We start from the raw sequence: 21,568 nt of genomic DNA on the forward strand, positions 1-21,568 counted from the left end.
AGCTCTTGCCGGTCTGCATGGTGAACGGCGCCAACGCATCGCCGGCGGTCGCGTCGATCAACTTCCACAACCGCGGCGCTGGCCTACCGGACGCGGCTGGGGATCGCCGTGGTCGGCAGTGACCCGATCGGTGACGAGGCGCACTTCGGTGAACTGGTGGCCGATTTCGCCGCTTTCTGCCACGCCCACGGTTGGCGCATCGCCGTGGTGGGCTGCAGCGAGCGGCGGCTCGGCCTGTGGAGCGATTCGGCGGTGCTGGGACAAACGTTGCGGCCCATCCCGATTGGGCGCGATGTGGTCGTCGACGTGGCCGGCTTCGACATGGTGGGCCGCAAGTTCCGCAACCTACGTCAGGCGGTGCAGCGCACCCACAACTGCGGCGTCACAACCGAAATCGTGTCCGAGCAGGAACTCGATGAGGAGCTGCTGGCCGAGCTGACCGAGGTGGTGCGGGAGTCGTCCAAGGGCGCCCACGCCGATCGCGGATTCCACATGAACCTCGACGGCGTGCTCGAAGGCCGATTCCCCGGCATCCGCCTGATCATCGCCAGGGACAAGACGGGCAAGGTGCAGGCGTTCCACCGGTACGCCACCGCCGGAGGCGGCAGCGACATCACCCTCGACGTGCCATGGCGCCGGCGCGGCGCTCCGAACGGGCTCGACGAGCGGCTCAGCGTCGACATGATCATGGCCGGCAAAGAGGCTGGGGCACAGCGGGTCTCGCTCGCCTTCGCGGCCTTCCCGGAGATTTTCGACGCCACGAACCGGGGCTGGACCCAGGGCCTGCTCTACCGGTTGACCCACGTGCTCGACCCGCTGATCGCCCTCGAGTCGCTGTACCGGTACGTGCGTAAGTGGCACGCCCTGGACGCCCGGCGGTATGCGGTGATCTCCGTGACGCAGATCGTTCCGCTATTGTTCGTGCTCCTGTCGCTGGAGTTCATGCCGCGCCGGCGACACCTCTGAGTGCCTGCGCCACAACTGTGATGTCGGAAAACGGCTAGCGCTGCGTCGTCCCGGACGGTTGGGTGGGGACCGCACAAGAAGTCAGCTGCGAATTCGTCCGGGAGTTTGTCGACACCATGACAGACAGCGTGAATCTTCGCGATGAAGCCATGCGCGCGTTCATCTCTAGCCTGTCCGGATTGCAGGCATCTGCGCCGACCTGGTGCTCCGGCTGGAGCGCCCACGAACTCACCGCCCATGTCACCGCCGCCGCGGCGGAACGTGCCGACCTCATCGAAGAATATCTGGCGGGCCGACCGACAAGGGCGACGCGCTCGTGGGAGGTGCGCGAGCCGCCGTTTCGGGCGTTGCCCGACCCTGTTCTCCGAAAACAATTGGTGGAACACGCCGCTCGTTTCGAGTCGGGGGTCGCCGCCCTCGACGCGGGGGACACCATCATGTACACGGGCTGGGAGATGACCGCACAGCGGTTAGAGATGCACAGCCATAGCGAAGCGGTGCTGCACCGGTGGGATCTCGTGGGCGACGACGACCTCAGCGTCCGACTGCTCTCGGATCCGGCCATGATCACCCACGCGCTCGCGGCATTCAACGCGCTGCCGGCCCTGGTGGAAGCTTGTCGCTGGCGCGACGCCGGCGTGCTATCGGGGCCGGTGACATTGCGAAGCGGTCATCGGCCGGATGTGGTTGTGACACCGGGATCGGCGGAAACGCCGGCCGGAACCGGGATTTTGATCGAACTCGCACCCCACGAATTACCGCTGGTGTTGTGGGGACGCTGCCCGTCCAGGTTGCGGGACCCGGCCGCCACCGCGGAGACGCTAGACGATGTCTTGCGGCGCCTCCTGACCGACGCGTAATTCGGGGCAGTCAACACCCTCGGGCAGGTGGTGCGTCGCCACCACCACCGTCCGCCGCGGCGACATCAGCCGCGAATCGGGGGCCAACAGGTCGCGCAGTATCCGTTCGGCGTCGGTGACGTCGAGGTGTTCGGTCGGCTCGTCGAGCAGCACGATCCGCGCGGGGGAGATCACCGCGCGGGCCAGCAACAGCCTCCTGCGCTGGCCGGCCGAAAGGGCCTGCGCGCCGCCGGTGAGCACCGTGGACAGGCCATCGGGCAGGGCGGCGAGCCAGGGGCCGAGGCCCACGACGTCCAGTGCTGCCGTCAGTTCGTCGTCGGGGCAGTCCCCGCGCACGACCAACAGGTTGTCGCGGACGGTGGTGGCGAAGATGTGCGCGTCCTCGGCGAAAAACCCGACGGCGCTGCGCAAGTCGACCTCATCGAATTCGGTCAGGGCGATGCCGTCCAGCGTGACCCCCCCGTCCAGCGGCGGCCACAAACCGGCCAGGGTCATCAGCAGGGTCGTCTTCCCGGAACCGCTGGCGCCGGTGACAGCCAGCCTCGCACCCGGCGGCAGGTCGATCGCTGCCCGGGTGGACCGCGCCGCGCCGTCGTGGCCGGAACGCACGTCGGCCGTCAGCCGTCCGGCGCCGACCGGTGTGGGTGCGCTCCCCGTGGGGTTTTCGGGCCCCGACGGGGTCAGATCGAGCAGGCGGCGCGCGGCGATCCGGGACCGCGTCAACTGGATCGCGGCGGCCGGCAACGGCGTCATCGCCTCGAAGGCCGATAGCGGCAGCAGCATCAACACCGCCAGGGTGGTCGGCGCGACCGCGTGCGCCAACCCGATCCCGCACACCACCGCGCCCAGCACGCTGGCCCCGATCGCCGCGGTGGGCATTGCCTCGGCGATGGCGGCGGGTTTGGCGGCGGCGTCCAGGGCATCGCTCCACGCGCGTTGCCGGCGTTGCGATTCGGCGATGACCCCGGGAAGCAGGCCGGCGACCCGGAGCTCCGGGGCATGCTCGAGGGCCAGCATCGCCGACGTGTCGCGGTCGGAATGATGCTGGCGCGCAACGTCTTCCTGGGTCGCGGCGGCCCGACCCGCGAGGCGGGGAGCGACGAACCCGGCGATCAGCAGGCAGACGGCCAGCACGACGGCCGCCGCGGGCGAAATGGCGGCAACGACCGCCGTCGCCGCCAGGGCCAGCACTGCCGCGACGCCGATCGGCACCAGGGCGCGCACCAGGACGTTGGCCAGTTCGTCGACGTCGGTCCCGACCCGGGCCACCAGTTCACCGCTGTGCAGCCGGACGGCGGCCGCCGCGGGCCCGCGCGCCAGCCGCCGGTAGATCTGTACCCGCGCGGCGCCGGCCGCGCGCAGAGCCGTGTCGTGGGTGGCCAATCGTTCGCAGTAGTGCAGCACGCCCCGGGAGATCGCGAACATGCGGACCGCGACCGCCGCGACCGACAGGTCCAGCACGGGCGGCATCTGCCAGGCGCGGGTGATCAGCCACGCCGAGACACCGGCCAGGGCCAGCGCGCTGCCTAGCGAGAGCACCCCGAGCGCGATGGCCGCCAGGACGCGGGGCCACCGGGGGCGCAGCAGTGTCACAGCGTGCACCAGCGGATCACGCCGGGGCATGACGCAGCCCCCGCTCGGCGACCACCTCGACGATCCGGTCACCGATGGCCAGCACCGGCGCGCGGTGGCCGACGACGATCACGGTCGCACCGGCCCGGGCCCGTTCGGCGATGGCTCGCAAGACGCGTTGCTCGGTGGGTGCGTCCAGGTGTGCGGTCGGCTCGTCGAGCAACAGCACGGCGGCCGCCGAGCCGAGCGCTCGGGCCAGGCCCAGCCGCTGGCGTTGCCCCAGCGACAGCCCGACACCGCCGCGTCCGAGCACGGTGCTGCCCCCATCGGGCAGCTCGGCGAGCACGGCGTCGAATCCGGAATCGGCGCAGGCCTTTTCGACGTCTTCGAGTCGTCCGAGCAGCGCCAGGTTGTCGTCGACGGTGCCCGGGACCAGCACCGGGCGTTGCGGCAGCCAGGACAGTTGCGCCCACCAGCCAGCCGGCTCCAGCTCGGCGACGTCGACGCCGTCCACGATGATCCGGCCCGACGAGGGCATGCCGATGCCGGCGATCGCCTGCAGCGCGGTGCTCTTGCCGGCGCCGTTACGCCCGGTGAGCACCGTCACCGAGCCGGGCTCGATGACCGCGTTCAGGTCGCGCGGCGCCCGGCCGTCGCGGCCGTCCACGCTCAGATGCTCGAGGCGAATCCGCGCGCCGCGCGCAGCGACCGTCCGGGTCCGGGCCGGCGCCGACGTCGGGCCGCCGATGAGGTCGAACGCCGCACCGGCGGCGGCCGTGCCGTCTTGTGCGGCATGGAATTCCACGCCGACGCGGCGCAACGGCCAGTACACGTCGGGCGCCAGCAACAGCACCGTCAGGCCGGTGGTCAGGGTCATCTCGCCGAACACCAGACGTAGGCCGATCCCGACCGCGATCAACGCCACCCCAAGCGTGGCCAGCAGCTCGAGCACCAGGGCCGACAGGAATGCGATCCGCAAGGTGGCCATGGCCGAGCGGCGGTGTGCGGCGGCCAGTTCGGCGATCCGGTGTTCCGGGCCCGAGCTGCGGCCCAGCGCCCGCAGGGTCGGGATGCCGGCGATCAGATCCAGCAACCGGGCCTGCAGCGTGGTCATCGCGGTCAGCGCGGCCGCGGACCGGTCGGCGGTTGCCAGCCCGATCAGCACCATGAAGATCGGTATCAGGGGCAGCGTGATCGCCACGACGGCCGCCGATTTCAGGTCGTAGGCCGCGATCACGGCCACCGTGGCGGGGGTCAGGATGGCGGCGAGCAGCAATGTCGGCAGGTAACCGGTGAAGTAGGGGCGCAGACCGTCGAGGCCGCGGGTGACCACGACGGCGGCGGCGTCGCGTTGCGCCGCGAGGTCACGGGGTTGCCGGTCGGTGACCGCGGTGAGCACCTGACCGGACAGGTCGGCGATGACAGCGCTGGCTCCGCGTTGCCCCAGGCGGGCCTGCAGCCAGTGCGTCACCGCACGGATTATCCACAGCGCCAACAGGATTGACAGCGGGCCGAGCCACCCATGCAGGCTCCGGGCGGAGGTGTCGCCGACGACGCGCGCGACGATGCCCGCCAGCACGATCGCCGAGCCGATCGCGCAGCCGGAGATCAGCACACCGCAGCCCACCACGGCGAGCAGGTAACGGCGCAACGCCGCCGAGGCCCGCCACAGTCTCGGATCGAGCGCTGCCCGGTTGGTGCGGTCGCTACTGTTCAGGTCGCGCGCCTTGCCAGGCCGATGGGCGCCGGTATCCGGTCAGCCGAGATGCGTTGCCGGAAAATCCAATACGACCACGCCTGGTACACCACCGTCAGCGGGGCCATCAAGGCCGTCACCCACGTCATGACCTTGAGGGTGTAATGCGTGGAGGAGGCGTTGTAGATGGTCAGGCTCCACTGCTTGTCCAGCGTCGAGGGCACCAGGTTCGGATACAACGAGCCGAAGAGCAGGATCACCACGGCCGCCACCACCACCGCGACGCAGGTGAACGCCCAGCCGTCGGATGCGCGTCGCCACACCAGCAGCACCGCCGCCAATTGCGCCACCACCGCCGCGGCCAGCACCAGCCAGGTCCAGTTCTTGCCGTGCGCCAGTTGGGTCCAAAGCCCGAATGCCGCAACCAGTCCGGTGGCCGGCAGCGACAACCAGACACCGAACCGGTACGCGTCGTCGCGGATGGCGCCCGAGGTCTTCAGGGCGACGAACGTCGCCCCGTAGAACATGAACAACGCCGCGGTGGCCAACCCACCCAACAGGGTGTAGGCGTTCAGCACGTCGGTGATGGACAGGTGGATGTGCCCGTCGGCACCCACCGGCAGGCCGCGCACCAGGATGGCGAACGCGACACCCCACAGGACGGCCGGCAGCCAGGACCCGGCCGCGATGCCGACGTCGGCCCAGCCGCGCCATTTTGTGTCGTCGATCTTGCCGCGCCATTCGATCGCCACGGCGCGCACGATCATGCCGAACAGGATCGCCAACAGCGGCAGGTACAGCGTCGAGAACACGGTGGCATACCAGGCGGGGAAGGCGGCGAACATCGCTGCGCCGCCGACGATCAGCCACACCTCGTTGCCGTCCCACACCGGCCCGATGGTGTTGAGGGCCGTGCGCCGCAGCGGTTCCGGTTCACCGATGCCGACGCGCGCGAACGGCTCCATCAGCATGCCCACGCCGAAGTCGAAGCCCTCGAGGACGAAGAAACCCAAAAACAGCATCCCGAGGATGCCGAACCACAATTCCTGCAGTCCCATCGTCTCAACTCCTTTCGGCGTCGGTAAGCCTGGTCAGTACGCGAAGGACAGGGGTGCCACCTCGTCGTCGCTGGGCGCTTGCGGGGGAGCGGGTTCCGCGTCGTGCTCCAGCGGGCCTTCGACGACGTAGCGCTTGAGCAGGAAGAACCAGAGCACCGCGAGTACCGCGTAGACGAGGGTGAAGGTCACCAGCGAGGTGATGACCATGCCTGGCACGTGATTCGACACCCCCTCGCGGACCGTCATCCGAACCAGTTGATCGCCAGTGGGATTGGGCGCCACCACCCATGGCTGGCGGCCCATCTCGGTGAACACCCACCCCGAGATGTTGGCGAGAAACGGCGTGGGGATGGTGAGCAGGGCGAACCACGACAGCCACCGGCTGCGGGGTGTCCGGCCGCCGCGGGTGACCCACAGCACGGTCAGGGCGAACAACACCGGGATGGCCAAAAACCCGATCATCGCCCGGAAGGACCAGTAGGTGACGAACAGGTTGGGCCGGTAGTCGTCGGGGCCGAAGCGCTGCTGATACTCCTGCTGCAGCTCGTCCACGCCGCGCAGCGTCACGCCGCTGAACTTGCCTTCGGCCAGGAACGGCAGGACGTAGTGCACCTTGATCACCTCGGCGACGCTGCCGCAGTTGTTGTGCGTTCCGATCGTCAGCACCGAGAAGTCGGGGTCGGTTTGCGTGTGGCACAACGCTTCCGCGGACGCCATCTTCATCGGCTGCTGGACGAACATCAGCTTGCCCTGCCGGTCACCGGTGAAGAACAAGCCGACCGTGGCGATGAGCACGACCCCGCATCCGAGGATGGCCGCGGGGCGAAACATGGTGCGCGCGTCGGCTTGTGCCTCGGGCGTGGTGGAACCGGGCCTGCGCGAGCGCACCATCCACCATGCGCTCACCGCGGCGACGAACGTGCCCGCGACCAACAGCGCGCCGGTAACGGTGTGCGAAAACGCCGCCTGCGCAGTGTTGTTGGACAGCAGGGCGAAGATGTCGTCCAGTTCGGCGCGGCGCGTCGCGGGGTTGTAGTGCGCGCCGACCGGGTGCTGCATGAACGAGTTCGCCGCGATGATGAAGAACGCCGACGCATTGACGCCGAACGCGACGATCCAGATGCAGGCCAGGTGGATCAGCTTCGGCAGCCGGCTCCAGCCGAAGATCCACAACCCGATGAACGTGGACTCGAAGAAGAAGGCGAACAACCCCTCCATCGCCAGTGGCGCGCCGAAGATGTCGCCGACGAACTTCGAGTACTCCGACCAGTTCATGCCGAACTGGAATTCCTGGACGATCCCGGTCGCCACCCCGATGGCGAAGTTGATCAGGAACAGCTTGCCGAAGAACTTGGTCAGCCGGTACCAGGCGGTGTTACCGGTGGCCACCCAGACCGTCTGCATGATGGCGATCAGCGGCGCCAGGCCGATGGTGAGCGGCACGAAGATGAAGTGGTAGACGGTAGTGATACCGAACTGCCACCGCGAAATATCGACGACATTCATCTGTCATCTCCCGAAACTGCGGAGGCCCGATCCAAACGGCTACGACAGAGTGTAGTAGACGAGTCGGTGCCGCCGCCACCGGCGGCCCTACTCAGCTGGCGAGGGTCTTGGAGGCCTTGCGGATTCCGAACGACGAAATGATCTCGAAGACGCCGATGACGACGAACCACGCACCGACCACGATCGCCAGGGTGACGATGGATTGGAACGGGGACGCCAGCACGACGATGCCGGCGAGCAGGCTGATCACGCCGACGACGATGTTCCAGCCCCGCCCCGGCAGGTGCGGGTCGCTGATGGCCGAAACCGTTGTGGCGACTCCGCGGAAGATGAACCCGATGCCAATCCAGATGGCCAACAGCAGGATTGCGTAGCCCTGACCGAAATGACGGAATGCCAGCAACGCCAAGATCAATGACGCTGCGCCGCTGATGAACAGCAGGATCCGGCTGCCCGCCGAGACATGAAGCGAGAAGGCGAAGACGACCTGCGCGACACCGGTAATCAGCAGATAAACGCCGAAGGCGATGGCGGCGACCAGGATGGAAATTCCCGGCCACGCCAGCACCAGGACACCGAGGACAAGAGACAGAATTCCCGACAGCAGAGCGGATTTCCACAGATGCGGCAGCAAGCTTGGAACGGGGTGGGTTCCAGGAGAGCCAGGGGAGATAGTCATGGCCGCAGTCTGGCACAAACGTGCGCCGTGGTACAGGGACTTTGGTCAGACGTGAACGGTGCGTGGATCCTCGGCACGCAGGTCGGTGGGTTCTTCGCCTGCCTTGCGCCCGATTAGATACCACGTGCGCATAACGCCCTTGCCCTTGATCTCGATGCGGCCGCGCTCTTGCAGCACGAACTCGTTTTTCAGGCGCTCGTACATCGCCTGGGGCACTTGGATGCGGCCCACCGAATCGGTGGATTCCATCCGCGAGGCGACGTTGACGGCGTCGCCCCACACGTCGTAGAAGAACCGGCGCGAACCCACGACGCCGGCCACGACGGGTCCGCAGGCCATGCCCATCCGCAGCGGGACGGCCTGGCCATGCGGATCACGCAGTGCCGCAGCAACATTGGCCATGTCGAGAGCGAAATCGGCGAGGGCAAAGGCATGATCCGGCCGCGCCCGCGGCACGCCGCTGACCACCATGTAGGAGTCCCCGCTGACCTTGATCTTCTCCAGGCCGTGTTTGTCGACCAACTCGTCGAAGGCGCCGTAGAGCCGGTCTAGGAACTGCACCAGGTCCGCCGGCGCCGTGCTGCTGGCGCGCTCGGTGAAGCCGACGATGTCGGCGAACAGCACGGAGGCCTCGTCGTACTTGTCGGCGATGACGTTTCGGTCGGCGCTCTTGAGACGCTCGGCGATGCTGCCCGGCAACATGTTGGCCAGCAGCGCTTCCGAGCGCTGGTATTCGGATTCCATCACCGACTCGGCGCGCTGGGTATCGCGCAGCGCGTACCACACGGTGATGAACACCATGACGCAAGCGGAGATGATGGTGACGACGAACATCATCGACTGCGCCCAGGCCGGCACCAGGCCGGTGTCGCGGGGAACGAGAAATTCCAGGGCGATGATCAGGGCGGCGGCGATGGCCGCCACGATGGCGGCCAGCACGATGTGGTCCAGCCCCAGCACCAGCACCACCAGGCAGACGCCCACCACCAAGAAGAATTGGCCGCCCGATGCCGTGCCCGAGTCCCAACAGGTGGCGGCGACCGTGACGTAGGCCGTACCGATGAACGTCAGCGGTGCGACCAGTTCACCGAACCGGTGCAGCCACGGCACGCTCGCGAAGATCAACGCCGAGACGACGTTGACGAGGACGATCTGCCAAATCCAGGCGCCGGTGACCACCTGCAGTACCACGAAAGTGGTGCAGACCACGACGGCGAGCCAGGCCGCGATCGAGAGCACGCGGAATTCACGCGCGGCGCTGTCGGCGTAGTGCTGACTGCGGGCGCGCGACTGAGCGCGCGCCGCGGCCACGCAGTCCGGGCGCCCCGACGAGCCGTCTGGGCATCTTGGTGGGGCACCACACTTCTTGGCCGCCACGGGTGCCAGCCTAACCGCTGAGCAGCGCCCTCGGCGGCCGTCTTGAAAGAAAATCCTGGTTTTCGCCCCCGTAAGTTTCTGAGTCTGATAACAGTTCTTGTTATCGGGTTGTAATCGGGTTTAGGAGTCATTGGTTCGGGTTATTTAACACGTGTTTGACAGGGCTTATGGACACGTGATCGCCTCGACTAAGGGGTGCCGCATGGCGGGTCTCAAGAGGTTTGTTCTTGCCTCAATCCTGGTTTCCACCGCGTTTTTGATGCAGGGCTGTAGCGCCGCGTGCAGCGAGCCCAGTTGGCTACTGCGGGTCGCCACCGATTCCATCGGTAACTACTCGCCGGGAGCGGACGTGTCGGCCTCGGGCCAGATGTGCGTAACCCGCTCAATCGGCGATTGATCTGGCGCACTTGCCGTTTGGTCGCTTGCTCGATCATGCGACCGCACGCTCGCGGCGGCTTGGTCGGTCGCCGGCACCGGTAGCGGGGTGACGGCCGGAGGCGCCGATGTGTGTCGACGCCGCGCGCCACGGGTCCGCAGAACACGCTCCACTGGTAGCCCGGATCGAATGAATTCAAATGAGCGCGTATTCGCGTGGCTTTCCCGGAATGCGCCGAATTACGTATTAATGCGTGCAGTTTATTAAAACGCGGGACCGAGCACATACCATTGGAATGTTTTTGGGCGAATTCGCAGACCGCTTGTACGCACGAATGCCGCAATACTTCAACTGTGGTACCGGAAAAGGCTGTAGGCCTGTCAGCGGTCCCGCTCGAAGGTGCCGAACGCTTGTGTGCCCTCGGTGAGATTCGAACTCACACTGGACGGGTTTTGAATCCGTTTCCTCTGCCAGTTGGGATACGAGGGCGTGCGGCCTCTTACCTTAGAGGCAGCCTCCCACCATAGAGGATCAGGAGTGCTCACCCGTCTCACCGCCCCCGAGGTCGCTGGTCTGAGGCGTTCACGACACAATATTCGTCATGACAGGCCCCACGACCGACACCGACGCCGCTGTGCCGCGCCGGGTCCTGATCGCTGAAGACGAAGCGCTCATCCGCATGGATCTCGCCGAGATGCTCCGAGAGGAGGGTTACGAGATTGTCGGGGAGGCCGGCGACGGGCAGGAAGCCGTCGAGCTGGCCGAGCGCCACCAGCCGGATCTGGTGATCATGGACGTCAAGATGCCGCGCCGCGACGGCATCGACGCGGCCTCGGAGATCGCCAGCAAGCGGATCGCCCCGATCGTCGTCTTGACCGCCTTCAGCCAGCGCGACCTGGTGGAGCGGGCGCGCGACGCCGGCGCGATGGCCTACCTGGTCAAGCCGTTCACCATCAGCGACCTCATCCCGGCCATCGAACTGGCCGTCAGCCGCTTCAGTGAGATCGCCGAGCTCGAACGCGAGGTGGCCTCGTTGTCCGACCGGCTGGAGACCCGCAAGCTCGTCGAGCGCGCCAAGGGGCTGCTCCAGAGCGAACAGGGCATGACCGAGCCCGAGGCCTTCAAGTGGATTCAGCGCGCCGCCATGGACCGCAGGACCACGATGAAGCGGGTGGCCGAGGTCGTCCTGGAGACCCTGGGCAGCTCTGACGAGTAGCTTCCCCGGCCGTCGAGCGTGAACCCACGGCTTTCGGTGTGAAGCCACGGCGGCCGCCCTCGGCGTGTCGGCGCCCCCAGTTCACACCGAAAGCCGTTGTTTCACACTCGAAACGGCCGCAAACGGCCGCAACCGTTAGCGGGCGACGATCACCGACGAGCCGTGGCCGAACAGGCCCTGATTGGCGGTGACGCCCACTTTCGCGTTCTCCACCTGCCGGCCGGTGGCCTGACCGCGCAGCTGCCAGGTCAGCTCGCAGACCTGAGCGATCGCCTGGGCGGGAATCGCCTCGCCGAAGCACGCCAGCCCACCCGACGGGTTGACCGGGACCCTGCCGCCGATCGTGGTCGCGCCGCTGCGCAGCAGCTGCTCCGCCTCGCCCTTGGCGCACAGCCCCAGGTGCTCGTACCAATCGAGTTCCAGCGCGGTGGACAGGTCGTAGACCTCGGCCAGGCTCACGTCCTCCGGGCCGATGCCCGCCTCGGCGTAGGCCGCGTCCAGGATCTGATCCTTGAACACCCGCCCGGGTGCGGGCACGGCGGCGGTGGAATCCGTTGCGATATCCGGCAATTCGGGAAGATGCTGCGGGTACTGCGGGGTGACCGTGCTGACCGCGCGCACCGACGGCACGCCCTCGAGCGAGCCGAGGTGCTTGCGGGCGAACTCGGCGCTGGCCACGATCAGCGCCGCGGCGCCGTCGGAGGTGGCGCAGATGTCGAGCTGGCGCAGCGGGTCGGACACCACCGGGCTGGCCAGCACGTCCTCGACCGAAGATTCCTTGCGGTAGCGGGCATTCGGGTTCTGCAGGCCGTGCTGGGAGTTCTTCACCTTGACCGCAGCGAAGTCCTCGGACGTCGCGCCGTAGAGGTCCATCCGGCGGCGCGCGAGCAGCGCGAAGTACACCGGGTTCATCGCGCCGATCAGGTGGAAACGCTGCCAGTCGGGGTCGTTCTTGCGCTCACCGCCGACGGGGGCGAACGCGCCCTTGGGCGTGGTGTCGGCGCCGATGACCAGCGCGACGTCGCAGAAGCCGGCCAGAATGTGGGCGCGGGCGCTCTGCAGGGCCTGCGAACCGCTGGCGCAGGCGGCGTAGCTGGAACTGACCGGCACACCGTTCCAGCCCAGCTTCTGGGCGAACGTCGACCCGGCGATGAAGCCGGGGTAGCCGTTGCGGATGGTGTCGGCGCCGGCGACCAGCTGGATCTGTCGCCAGTCCAGCCCGGCCTCGGCCAGCGCGGCGCGAGCGGCGACCACGCCGTATTCGGTGAAGTCGCGGCCCCATTTGCCCCAGGGGTGCATGCCGGCGCCCAGGATGTAAAGCGGTTCCGGGCTCATTTCGCGATCCTCCAACCGTGCACGGTGCGCGCCACGCCGTCGGCGTCGGTGAACAAGGTCATGGTGGTCAGCTCCATCTGCATGCCGACCTTCAGATCGGCCGCCAGCGTGCCCTCGACGACCTTGCCCAGCACAATGATGCCCTCGTCGGCCAGCTCCACCGCGGCGATGGCGAACGGCTCGAACGGGTCGGCCGCCGGGTAGGGCGCGGGCGGCGGGTACCGGTTCTCGGTGTAGCTCCACAGCGTTCCCCGGGTCGACAGGGCGACGGACTCCAGGGTGTCGCTGGCGCAGGCCGGGTTGGGGCAGTTGTTCTCCCGCGGCGGGAAGACATAGGTGCCGCACTCGGGGCACTTGCTGCCGATCAGATGCGGGTTTCCGGCGTCATCGGTGGCGAACCATCCGTCGATCGCGGGTTCTGGACTGGTGACCTCTGGCACCCGGCCAGACTACCCAGCCCCAACGCAAAACTGAAACGTGTTGCAGTTCTGCCGCGGGCGCGGTCGGGACGCCTGCCTCGTCACACCGGGTGCCTAGAGTGAGACCGTGCCCGCCACGAAAACCACCCCCAAGGCCAGCGAGGAACAGACCACGCCGACGCTCATGCTGCTGGACGGCAACTCGCTGGCGTTTCGGGCGTTCTACGCGCTGCCCGCCGAGAACTTCAAAACCCGCGGCGGGCTGACCACCAACGCGGTCTACGGCTTCACCGCCATGCTGATCAACCTGCTGCGCGACGAGGCCCCGACCCACATCGCCGCCGCGTTCGACGTCTCGCGTCAGACGTTTCGCTCCGAGCGCTACCCGGAGTACAAGGCCAACCGGTCCGCGACGCCCGACGAGTTCCGCGGCCAGATCGACATCACCAAGGAAGTCCTTGCGGCGTTGGGCATCACGGTGCTGGCCGAGGAGGGGTTCGAGGCCGACGACCTCATCGCGACGCTGGCCACCCAGGCCGAGCGCGAGGGCTACCGGGTGCTGGTGGTCACCGGCGACCGCGACTCGCTGCAGTTGGTCAGCGACAACGTGACCGTGCTGTATCCGCGCAAGGGGGTCAGCGAGTTGACCCGCTTCACCCCGGACGCCGTCGTCGAAAAGTACGGGCTGACGCCGCAGCAGTACCCCGACTTCGCCGCCCTGCGCGGTGACCCCAGTGACAACCTGCCCGGCATACCCGGCGTCGGGGAGAAGACCGCCTCCAAATGGATCGGCGAGTACGGGTCGCTGCAGGCGCTGGTCGACAACGTCGACTCGGTGCGCGGCAAGGTCGGCGACGCGCTGCGCGCGCATCTGCCCAGCGTGATCCGCAACCGCGAGCTGACCGATCTGGTCAAAGACGTGCCGCTGGCCCAGACCCCGGACACGCTGCGGCTGCAACCGTGGGATCGCGACCAGATTCACCGGCTCTTCGACGACCTGGAATTCCGGGTGCTGCGGGACCGGTTGTTCGAAACCCTGGCCGCGGTGGAGCCCGAGGTCGACGAGGGCTTCGACGTGCGCGGCGGCGCGCTGGAACCGGGCGAGCTGGCCGTGTGGCTGGCCGAGCACAGCTCGGGCAAGCGGTTCGGCCTGGCCGTCGTGGGGACTCATCTGGCCTACGACGCCGACGCCACCGCCCTGGCCATCGTGTCCGCCGACGGCGAGGGCCGCTACATCGACACCGCGACACTGGATCCCGAAGACGAAGCGGCACTGGCGTCTTGGCTGGCCGACCCCGGTCCGCCCAAGGCGCTGCACGAGGCCAAGCTGGCGATGCACGACCTGGCCGGGCGGGGCTGGACGCTGGCCGGCGTCACCTCCGACACCGCGCTGGCCGCCTACCTGGTGCGCCCCGGCCAGCGCAGCTTCTCCCTCGACGACCTCTCGCTGCGCTACCTGCGCCGCGAGCTGCGCGCCGAAAACCCTGAACAGCAACAGCTTTCGCTGCTCGACGATGACGAGGGCGTCGACGACCAGGCGGTGCAGACGCTGATCCTGCGCGCCGTGGCGGTGCTGGATCTGGCCGAGGCGCTCGACGAAGAGCTGGCCCGAATCAACTCCACCTCGCTGTTGAGCGGCATGGAGCTGCCGGTGCAGGCCGTGCTGGCCGGGATGGAAAACGCCGGCATCGCAGTCGATTTGGACCTGCTGCAAGAGCTGCAAAGCGATTTCGCCCACCAGATCAGGGATGCGGCCGAGGCGGCGTACGCGGTGATCGGCAAACAGATCAATCTGGGCTCGCCCAAGCAGTTGCAGACGGTGCTCTTCGACGAGCTGGAGATGCCGAAGACCAAGCGCACCAAGACCGGATACACCACCGACGCGGACGCGTTGCAGTCGCTGTTCGACAAGACCGGCCATCCGTTCCTGCAGCATCTGCTGGCCCACCGCGATGCCACCCGGCTCAAAGTCACCGTCGACGGGTTGCTGAACTCGGTGGCCTCGGACGGCCGCATCCACACCACGTTCAACCAGACCATCGCCGCGACGGGCAGGTTGTCGTCGACGGAGCCGAATCTGCAGAACATCCCGATCCGCACCGAGGCGGGCCGGCGGATCCGCGACGCGTTCGTCGTCGGCGAGGGCTACAGCGAGCTGATGACGGCCGACTACAGCCAGATCGAGATGCGGATCATGGCCCACCTGTCCAAGGACGAGGGCCTCATCGAGGCGTTCAACACGGGGGAGGACCTGCACTCCTTCGTCGCGTCGCGGGCGTTCGGCGTCCCGATCGAGGAGGTCACCGCGGAGCTGCGCCGCCGCGTCAAGGCGATGTCCTACGGCCTGGCCTACGGCCTGAGCGCCTACGGGCTGTCCGCCCAGCTCAAGATCTCCACCGAAGAAGCCAAAGACCAGATGGAGCAGTACTTCGCCCGGTTCGGCGGGGTGCGCGACTACCTGATGGACGTCGTCGAACAGGCTCGCAAGGACGGCTACACATCGACGGTCTTCGGCCGCCGTCGCTACCTGCCCGAACTGGACAGCAGCAACCGCCAGGTGCGCGAGGCCGCCGAGCGGGCCGCGCTCAACGCGCCCATTCAGGGCAGCGCGGCCGACATCATCAAGGTGGCGATGCTCGAGGTCGACAAGGCGATCAAAGCCGCCGGGCTGTCTTCCCGGATCCTGCTGCAGGTGCACGACGAGCTGCTTTTCGAGGTCGCGCCCGGCGAGCGGGAACAGCTGGAAGCGCTGGCGCGCGAAAAGATGGGCGGCGCCTACCCCCTCGACGTCCCGCTGGAGGTGTCGGTGGGTTACGGCCGTTCGTGGGACGCCGCGGCGCACTAGCGCGGCGAACGAAGCTTCCGAGGGGTGTAATCGCTGCTTGATCGGCCGCCGAATGCGAGGCGATGGCGGAGAATCGGCTGACAATTCGCCGTGGCGTCACGTTCGCGACATCCGTTCGGCCGCCGTCAACCGCGCTGGGTTTGGCCAGCATGTGCCCAGTCGAGTAGCCTCGACAGGTAAATCCTGAATTGTCCCTACGACCAAACCTGTCCGGAGCAACCCAACAATATGCCGAGTCCCGCCGTCACCTCGCCGCAAGTAGCCGTCAACGACATTGGCTCGAGCGAGGATTTTCTCGCCGCAATAGACAAAACGATCAAGTACTTCAACGATGGCGACATCGTCGAAGGCACGATCGTCAAAGTGGACCGGGACGAGGTGCTCCTCGATATCGGCTACAAGACCGAAGGGGTCATCCCCGCCCGCGAACTCTCCATCAAGCACGATGTCGACCCCAACGAGGTCGTTTCCGTCGGTGATGAGGTCGAAGCCCTGGTCCTCACCAAGGAGGACAAAGAAGGTCGCCTGATCCTGTCCAAGAAGCGCGCGCAGTACGAGCGCGCCTGGGGCACCATCGAGGCGCTCAAGGAGAAGGACGAGGCCGTCAAGGGCACCGTCATCGAGGTGGTCAAGGGTGGCCTGATCCTCGACATCGGGCTGCGTGGCTTCCTGCCCGCCTCACTGGTGGAGATGCGTCGCGTCCGCGATCTGCAGCCGTACATCGGCAAGGAGATCGAGGCCAAGATCATCGAGCTGGACAAGAACCGCAACAACGTGGTGCTGAGCCGCCGCGCGTGGCTCGAGCAGACCCAGTCCGAGGTGCGCAGCGAGTTCCTCAACCAGCTGCAGAAGGGCGCCATCCGCAAGGGTGTCGTCTCCTCGATCGTCAACTTCGGCGCATTCGTCGACCTCGGTGGGGTGGACGGCCTGGTGCACGTCTCCGAGTTGAGCTGGAAGCACATCGACCACCCGTCCGAGGTCGTCCAGGTCGGCGACGAGGTCACCGTCGAGGTGCTCGACGTCGACATGGATCGCGAGCGGGTTTCGTTGTCGCTGAAGGCGACTCAGGAAGACCCGTGGCGCCACTTCGCCCGCACCCACGCCATCGGCCAGATCGTGCCCGGCAAGGTCACCAAGCTGGTTCCGTTCGGTGCGTTCGTGCGCGTCGAGGAGGGCATCGAGGGCCTGGTGCACATCTCCGAGCTGGCCGAGCGCCACGTGGAGGTCCCCGACCAGGTGGTCGCGGTCGGCGACGACGCGATGGTCAAGGTCATCGACATCGACCTGGAGCGCCGCCGAATCTCGTTGTCGCTCAAGCAGGCCAACGAGGACTACACCGAAGAGTTCGACCCGGCGAAGTACGGCATGGCCGACAGCTACGACGAGCAGGGCAACTACATCTTCCCCGAGGGCTTCGATTCCGAGACCAACGAATGGCTCGAGGGATTCGAGAAGCAGCGCGCCGAGTGGGAGGCCCGCTACGCCGAGGCCGAGCGGCGGCACAAGATGCACACGGCGCAGATGGAGAAGTTCGCCGCTGCCGAGGCCGCCGGGCACGCCGAGCAGTCGCCGGGCAACGGTGCGCGGGAGGAGAAGGCGGGCGGTTCGCTGGCCAGCGACGCCCAATTGGCGGCGCTGCGGGAGAAACTCGCCGGCAACGCGTGACGCCGTCGGCGACCACGCCATGCTGCGTATCGGGCTGACCGGTGGCATCGGCGCCGGCAAGTCGGCGCTGTCGTCCACGTTCGCGCGCTGCGGTGCCGTCATCGTCGACGGCGACGTCATCGCGCGCGAGGTGGTCGAGCCCGGCACCGAAGGCCTGGCCGCGCTGGTCGAGGCGTTCGGCAGCGACATCCTGCTCGCGGACGGATCACTGGATCGTCCGGCGTTGGCCGCCAAGGCTTTTCGTGATGACGAGGCACGCAAGACGCTGAACGGGATTGTCCACCCCCTGGTGGGCAATCGCCGTTCGGAGATCATCGCGTCGGTGCCCGAGGATTCCGTTGTGGTCGAGGACATTCCGCTGCTGGTGGAATCCGGGATGGCTCCGCTGTTCCCGCTCGTCGTCATCGTGTACGCCGATGTCGAGGTGCGGCTGCGGCGGCTGGTCGATCAGCGCGGCATGGCCGAGGAGGATGCGCGGGCGAGGATCGCCGCGCAGGCCAGCGACGAGCAGCGCCGCGCGGTCGCCGACATCTGGCTGGACAACTCGGGCAGCCCGGAAGACTTGGTGCAGCGCGCCCAGCAGTTGTGGGACCACCGCATCGTGCCGTTCGCCCACAACCTGAGCCAACGGCAGTACGCGCGCGCACCAGCGCGGTTGGTGCCACCGGACCCGACCTGGCCGGACCAGGCGCAACGGATCGTCAACCGCCTCAAGACGGCCTGCGGTCACCAGGCGTTGCGCGTCGATCACATCGGGTCGACGGCCGTGCCCGACTTTCCGGCCAAGGATGTCATCGACATTCAGATCACCGTCGAATCCCTTGCCGAAGCCGACGAACTCGCCGAGCCGTTACTTGCCGCCGGTTATCCGCGCCCCAAGCACATCACTCAAGATTTCCCCAAACCCGACGCGCGCAGCACCGTAGCGCGATACGACCACAGCGACCACGAGGCGTTGTGGCACAAGAAAGTTCATGCTTCGGCCGATCCCGGGCGGCCGACCAATGTGCACATCCGGGTCGACGGCCGGCCCAATCAGCAATTCGCCTTGCTGTTCCGGGACTGGCTCAAAGCCAATCCCGCTGTGCGCGCCGAGTATCTGACCGTAAAACGCGGAGCCGACAGCACTGCTGACGGAGACATCCTGCGCTATGTCGCCGCAAAAGAGCCGTGGTTCCTCGACGCCTACCGGCGGGCCTGGGAGTGGGCCGACTCGACGGGCTGGAAGCCCTGAGGCGAATCTAGGGCAAGGGTGCGCCGCACTGCAGCGCCCCGTTCATGGGATCGGCGTTGCCCGCGACCGGTCTGACCATCTGGTCGGACTGGACGAACACGTTGTCGTCCACGTCGATTTCGCAGTGCACGTTCGCCGCATACGGGAAGCGCACCACGATGCGCATGCCGGCCTGCTGCGGGTCGGGCAACACCGTGTCGGCCTCGAATGCGTTGCCGGGCACCGAGCTAAGCCCGGCCGTGTTCGTCTGACCGCCGTTGATCACGAAGGTGGCCTGGCTCCCGGTCGTGACGCCGTCGATCCTGGCCCGGTAGGTGATGTTGTGCAGATCCGCCCGTGCGACTGCCGGATTCACAACGGCGAGGGCGGTCACGGCGGCGATCGGCAGCAGCCCGCGGGCCTGGCAGCTCATAGCGGCTGACATTACAACCAGCCTGATCGGGGGGCCACATCGATTGCCCTACGGCTGGCAGCGCGGACACCACAGCGTCGTGCGGCCGCCCACCCGGTCCCGTTCCAGCCGGGTGCCGCAGCGTGGGCAGTGCGGGTCCGGTTCGTCACGCACCCCGGTCAGCCAGCGCGGCAGGCCCGGCACCCGGCCATGGCGCACCGCGGTCCGCAGCACCCGAGTCATCGCGCCATGCAGGCCCTGCACGTCGTCGTCGTCCAGCTCCCTGATCGGCAGGGTGGGCCGAAGTCTGGCCCGCCAACAGATCTCGTCGGCCAACAGGTTGCCGAGCCCGGCGATCACCGACTGGTCCATCAGCGTGGGCTTGAGCTGTCGCGACCTGGCCGATCGCGCGGCCAGCGCGTCGCGGAACTCCCGCAGGCGCAGGCCCAGCGCATCGGGGCCCTGTGGGCCGGTGACATGCGCGATGTCGTCCGGATCGTCGGCCAGCCACACCCCGCGCAATTTGCGCAGGTCGGCGTAGCGCAGTTCGCCCTCGTCCAGCGCGACGGTCAATCGCTCGTAGGGGTCATGGGCGGCGCCGTCGGCGGCGTAGTACGGGCGGCCGGTCATCCCGCTGTGAATCAGCAGCGTCGACCCATCGGTGGGCAGCACGAGCCACTTGCCGTGCCGGCGCGGATCGGCGAAGCGGTGCCCGGTCAACCGGCCGGCCAGCGCCTTCGCGGTCACGTTGCGCAGCACCCCGGGATCGTGCACCTGCACGTGCCGGATCCGCCGTCCCGGCAGTGCGGCGGCCAGTTGCCGCCGAAACCCTTCCACGTCAGGCAGTTCAGGCATGCGGCCACCGCATCAGCGTGTCTCCCTGACCACCTCGGTCGGGTCCTTATCGGTGCGCATGCCGAGATAGCGCGGGTGGCGGAGCTTTCCGTCGCGGGTCCACTCGGTGAATCCGATCTCGACCACCATCTCGGGGCGAACCCAATGCGCGCCGGCCTCGCGCACCGACCCCCGGGCGAAGGGCGATTGGTCTTGCGCGAGCGTCGACAACCGGTCGTGCAAGCGGTGCAGCGTGGCGTCGTCGAAACCGGTGCCCACCTTGCCGGCATAGCGCAACTCATCGCCGTGGTAATACCCGAGCAGCAACGCGCCTAACTCCACCCGGCTGCCCTTCGGGCCGGTGTAGCCGCCGACCACGAATTCCTGGTCGCGCACGCATTTGAACTTCAGCCAGGCGCGTGAGCGACCGCCGTCGTAGGGGGAGTCGGCCAGCTTGGCGATCACCCCTTCGTCGCCGCGCCCGCACGCCGCCCGGTAGGCGGCGATGCCGTCTTCGACCCGGTGCGGGGCGTAGCGCAGCGGGTCGGCGAAGTCGATTGCCTTGCGCAGAAACCTTTTACGCCAGAGCAGCGGCACCTCGACGGTGGATTGGCCGTCGAGATGCAGCAGGTCGAAAACGTAGTAGAAGACGCGCACCGGGGATGCGCGGGCCAACTCGGGGTCGGTGATGCCCAGCCGGCCCTGCAGCCGGGCGAAGCTGGTCCGGCGGCCCTCGAACGCCACCACCTCGCCGTCCACGACGAAGCGAGTGGTGCGCTGGCCGGCGAGCGCATCCACCAACTCGGGGTAGGTTCCGTTGAGCGTCTGACGATTCCGCGACAACAGCCGCAACCGGTCGCCGTCGCGAAACGCCAGGCAACGCATGCCGTCGAACTTGCGCTCGAAGATCCAGTGCGGATCGGAGAACCGATCCTCGGTGAGCGTGGCCAGCGTCGGCGGCCGCCAGTCCGGCACGGGTTCCTCGCGCAGCGCCGCGCGCACCGCGCGAGACAGACCGGCGAAGTCCGTCATGACACGTGGTCCGGCGACGCGGCGCGCCCGCGCCAGGTCAACCGCATGCCGTGGTGCGCCAGCCAGCGCGACAGGTCATAGCCGTTGCGGGCCAGCCCGTCGACGGCGGTCACCGCCCGCTGCACCGCCTGCGCGGCGACCTCGGGGGTGAGCAGGCCGTGGCGGACGGCGTCGAGCAGCTCGTCGACATCGGTGAGTTGCGCCCCGATCCCGGTGCGGACCTCGATGTCCAGGTAGTGATCTTCGGAATGCCACGCGGTGGGGCCGGGCTGGTATTCGCCCACATCCAGGTAGACGTCGAAATCGCGTTCATGCCCGGGGTTGAAGTGAAACACCGTGGCGCGCAACCCCAACGACGGCAGCAGCCACGACTCGAGGTAATGGAACTGCGCGCGACCGGGGGTGGGCCGGGCGATGTAGAGGCCCCACGGGTGCACGGCATATTCGTCGACGGTCCGCACGATGCCCTTGGGATCGGTGTTCGTGCGGGCCACCAGGTCGAATGTC

17 protein-coding genes, 1 tRNA gene and 1 pseudogene are annotated in these 21,568 nt (G+C 67.6%); 6 read left to right on the forward strand and 13 right to left on the reverse strand.

Annotated elements, in window-relative coordinates:
• Positions 1-57 precede the first annotated feature (57 nt).
• Positions 58-966, forward strand: a pseudogene (locus A5622_RS00080) (phosphatidylglycerol lysyltransferase domain-containing protein); the annotation flags it as partial.
• Positions 967-1,094: 128 nt separating this feature from the next.
• On the forward strand, positions 1,095-1,826 hold the full coding sequence (locus A5622_RS30625) for a maleylpyruvate isomerase N-terminal domain-containing protein (RefSeq protein ID WP_197507915.1): 732 nt from the start codon (positions 1,095-1,097) through the stop codon (positions 1,824-1,826).
• Here A5622_RS30625 and cydC read toward each other — a convergent pair.
• The 7 genes from cydC to A5622_RS00125 all read right to left on the reverse strand — a co-directional run bounded on the left by cydC (position 1,788) and on the right by A5622_RS00125 (position 10,579).
• Positions 1,788-3,449 (reverse strand): thiol reductant ABC exporter subunit CydC, encoded by a 1,662-nt coding sequence (gene cydC / locus A5622_RS00090; protein ID WP_066875887.1) that lies wholly within the window; start codon positions 3,447-3,449, stop codon positions 1,788-1,790. The two genes, A5622_RS30625 and cydC, sit on opposite strands and share 39 nt — an antisense overlap.
• A complete protein-coding gene (cydD, locus tag A5622_RS00095) occupies positions 3,436-5,049 on the reverse strand; it encodes a thiol reductant ABC exporter subunit CydD (protein WP_066875889.1) in 1,614 nt (537 codons plus the stop codon). The genes cydC and cydD overlap by 14 nt, the downstream gene beginning before the upstream one ends.
• Positions 5,050-5,111: 62 nt before the next feature.
• Positions 5,112-6,152 (reverse strand): cytochrome d ubiquinol oxidase subunit II, encoded by a 1,041-nt coding sequence (cydB, locus tag A5622_RS00100; RefSeq protein WP_066875891.1) that lies wholly within the window; start codon positions 6,150-6,152, stop codon positions 5,112-5,114.
• A 33-nt stretch (positions 6,153-6,185) separates the two neighbouring features.
• A complete protein-coding gene (locus tag A5622_RS00105; protein WP_066875892.1) occupies positions 6,186-7,658 on the reverse strand; it encodes a cytochrome ubiquinol oxidase subunit I in 1,473 nt (490 codons plus the stop codon).
• 91 nt (positions 7,659-7,749) lie between these two features.
• On the reverse strand, positions 7,750-8,355 hold the full coding sequence (locus A5622_RS00110; RefSeq protein WP_369829210.1) for an HdeD family acid-resistance protein: 606 nt from the start codon (positions 8,353-8,355) through the stop codon (positions 7,750-7,752).
• A 27-nt stretch (positions 8,356-8,382) separates the two neighbouring features.
• Complete coding sequence (locus A5622_RS00115) at positions 8,383-9,714, reverse strand: adenylate/guanylate cyclase domain-containing protein (RefSeq protein WP_066875896.1); 1,332 nt, start codon at positions 9,712-9,714, stop codon at positions 8,383-8,385.
• Between the two features lie 791 nt (positions 9,715-10,505).
• A tRNA-Leu gene (locus A5622_RS00125) sits at positions 10,506-10,579 on the reverse strand.
• 112 nt (positions 10,580-10,691) lie between these two features.
• Here A5622_RS00125 and A5622_RS00130 point away from each other — a divergent pair.
• Positions 10,692-11,306 carry an ANTAR domain-containing response regulator gene (locus A5622_RS00130; protein WP_066866931.1) on the forward strand — a complete coding sequence of 205 codons (615 nt, stop codon included), beginning with the start codon at positions 10,692-10,694 and terminating at the stop codon, positions 11,304-11,306.
• A gap of 135 nt (positions 11,307-11,441) precedes the next feature.
• Here the strand turns inward: A5622_RS00130 and A5622_RS00135 are convergent, their stop codons facing one another.
• Positions 11,442-12,641 carry a lipid-transfer protein gene (locus A5622_RS00135; protein WP_066875899.1) on the reverse strand — a complete coding sequence of 400 codons (1,200 nt, stop codon included), beginning with the start codon at positions 12,639-12,641 and terminating at the stop codon, positions 11,442-11,444.
• Positions 12,638-13,081: a Zn-ribbon domain-containing OB-fold protein gene (locus tag A5622_RS00140; RefSeq protein WP_066875901.1), complete on the reverse strand. Its 444-nt coding sequence runs from the start codon at positions 13,079-13,081 to the stop codon at positions 12,638-12,640. Before A5622_RS00140 ends, A5622_RS00135 begins: the two co-directional genes overlap by 4 nt.
• A 163-nt stretch (positions 13,082-13,244) precedes the next feature.
• Between A5622_RS00140 and polA the strand changes: the two genes are divergently transcribed.
• From polA to coaE, 3 genes are all read left to right on the forward strand, one after another.
• Positions 13,245-15,905 carry a DNA polymerase I gene (polA, locus tag A5622_RS00145; RefSeq protein WP_197497935.1) on the forward strand — a complete coding sequence of 887 codons (2,661 nt, stop codon included), beginning with the start codon at positions 13,245-13,247 and terminating at the stop codon, positions 15,903-15,905.
• A 228-nt stretch (positions 15,906-16,133) separates the two neighbouring features.
• Positions 16,134-17,570 carry a 30S ribosomal protein S1 gene (rpsA, locus tag A5622_RS00150; RefSeq protein ID WP_066866923.1) on the forward strand — a complete coding sequence of 479 codons (1,437 nt, stop codon included), beginning with the start codon at positions 16,134-16,136 and terminating at the stop codon, positions 17,568-17,570.
• A 19-nt stretch (positions 17,571-17,589) separates the two neighbouring features.
• Positions 17,590-18,804, forward strand: a complete 1,215-nt coding sequence (gene coaE / locus A5622_RS00155; RefSeq protein WP_066875905.1) for a dephospho-CoA kinase — start codon at positions 17,590-17,592, stop codon at positions 18,802-18,804.
• Positions 18,805-18,811: 7 nt separating this feature from the next.
• Here the strand turns inward: coaE and A5622_RS00160 are convergent, their stop codons facing one another.
• The 4 genes from A5622_RS00160 to A5622_RS00175 are packed head-to-tail and all read right to left on the reverse strand — an operon-like array spanning position 18,812 to position 21,522.
• The gene (locus A5622_RS00160) at positions 18,812-19,216 is read right to left on the reverse strand and encodes a hypothetical protein (protein WP_066866919.1); all 405 of its coding nucleotides are present in this window, start codon (positions 19,214-19,216) and stop codon (positions 18,812-18,814) included.
• Between the two features lie 48 nt (positions 19,217-19,264).
• The gene (locus A5622_RS00165) at positions 19,265-20,050 is read right to left on the reverse strand and encodes an Fpg/Nei family DNA glycosylase (RefSeq protein WP_066875907.1); all 786 of its coding nucleotides are present in this window, start codon (positions 20,048-20,050) and stop codon (positions 19,265-19,267) included.
• 12 nt (positions 20,051-20,062) lie between these two features.
• Positions 20,063-21,061, reverse strand: coding sequence for a non-homologous end-joining DNA ligase (ligD, locus tag A5622_RS00170; protein ID WP_066875909.1), 999 nt, complete (start codon positions 21,059-21,061; stop codon positions 20,063-20,065).
• Entirely contained in the window at positions 21,058-21,522 is a 465-nt protein-coding gene (locus A5622_RS00175; RefSeq protein ID WP_066875914.1) for a DUF402 domain-containing protein, read from the reverse strand. The genes ligD and A5622_RS00175 overlap by 4 nt, the downstream gene beginning before the upstream one ends.
• Positions 21,523-21,568 lie beyond the last annotated feature (46 nt).

This window comes from Mycobacterium sp. 1245801.1 (genome assembly GCF_001673055.1).
Taxonomy (GTDB): domain Bacteria; phylum Actinomycetota; class Actinomycetes; order Mycobacteriales; family Mycobacteriaceae; genus Mycobacterium; species Mycobacterium europaeum_A.

Bases quoted from the DNA above. Each gene is read 5' to 3' on its own strand.
- cydC (WP_066875887.1), bottom strand. From the start codon at position 3,449: ATGCCCCGGCGTGATCCGCTGGTGCACGCTGTGACACTGCTGCGCCCC.
- cydB (WP_066875891.1), bottom strand. From the start codon at position 6,152: ATGGGACTGCAGGAATTGTGGTTCGGCATCCTCGGGATGCTGTTTTTG.
- A5622_RS00105 (WP_066875892.1), bottom strand. From the start codon at position 7,658: ATGAATGTCGTCGATATTTCGCGGTGGCAGTTCGGTATCACTACCGTC.
- A5622_RS00130 (WP_066866931.1), top strand. From the start codon at position 10,692: ATGACAGGCCCCACGACCGACACCGACGCCGCTGTGCCGCGCCGGGTC.
- A5622_RS00135 (WP_066875899.1), bottom strand. From the start codon at position 12,641: ATGAGCCCGGAACCGCTTTACATCCTGGGCGCCGGCATGCACCCCTGG.
- polA (WP_197497935.1), top strand. From the start codon at position 13,245: ATGCTGCTGGACGGCAACTCGCTGGCGTTTCGGGCGTTCTACGCGCTG.
- rpsA (WP_066866923.1), top strand. From the start codon at position 16,134: ATGCCGAGTCCCGCCGTCACCTCGCCGCAAGTAGCCGTCAACGACATT.
- coaE (WP_066875905.1), top strand. From the start codon at position 17,590: ATGCTGCGTATCGGGCTGACCGGTGGCATCGGCGCCGGCAAGTCGGCG.
- A5622_RS00160 (WP_066866919.1), bottom strand. From the start codon at position 19,216: ATGAGCTGCCAGGCCCGCGGGCTGCTGCCGATCGCCGCCGTGACCGCC.
- A5622_RS00165 (WP_066875907.1), bottom strand. From the start codon at position 20,050: ATGCCTGAACTGCCTGACGTGGAAGGGTTTCGGCGGCAACTGGCCGCC.
- ligD (WP_066875909.1), bottom strand. From the start codon at position 21,061: ATGACGGACTTCGCCGGTCTGTCTCGCGCGGTGCGCGCGGCGCTGCGC.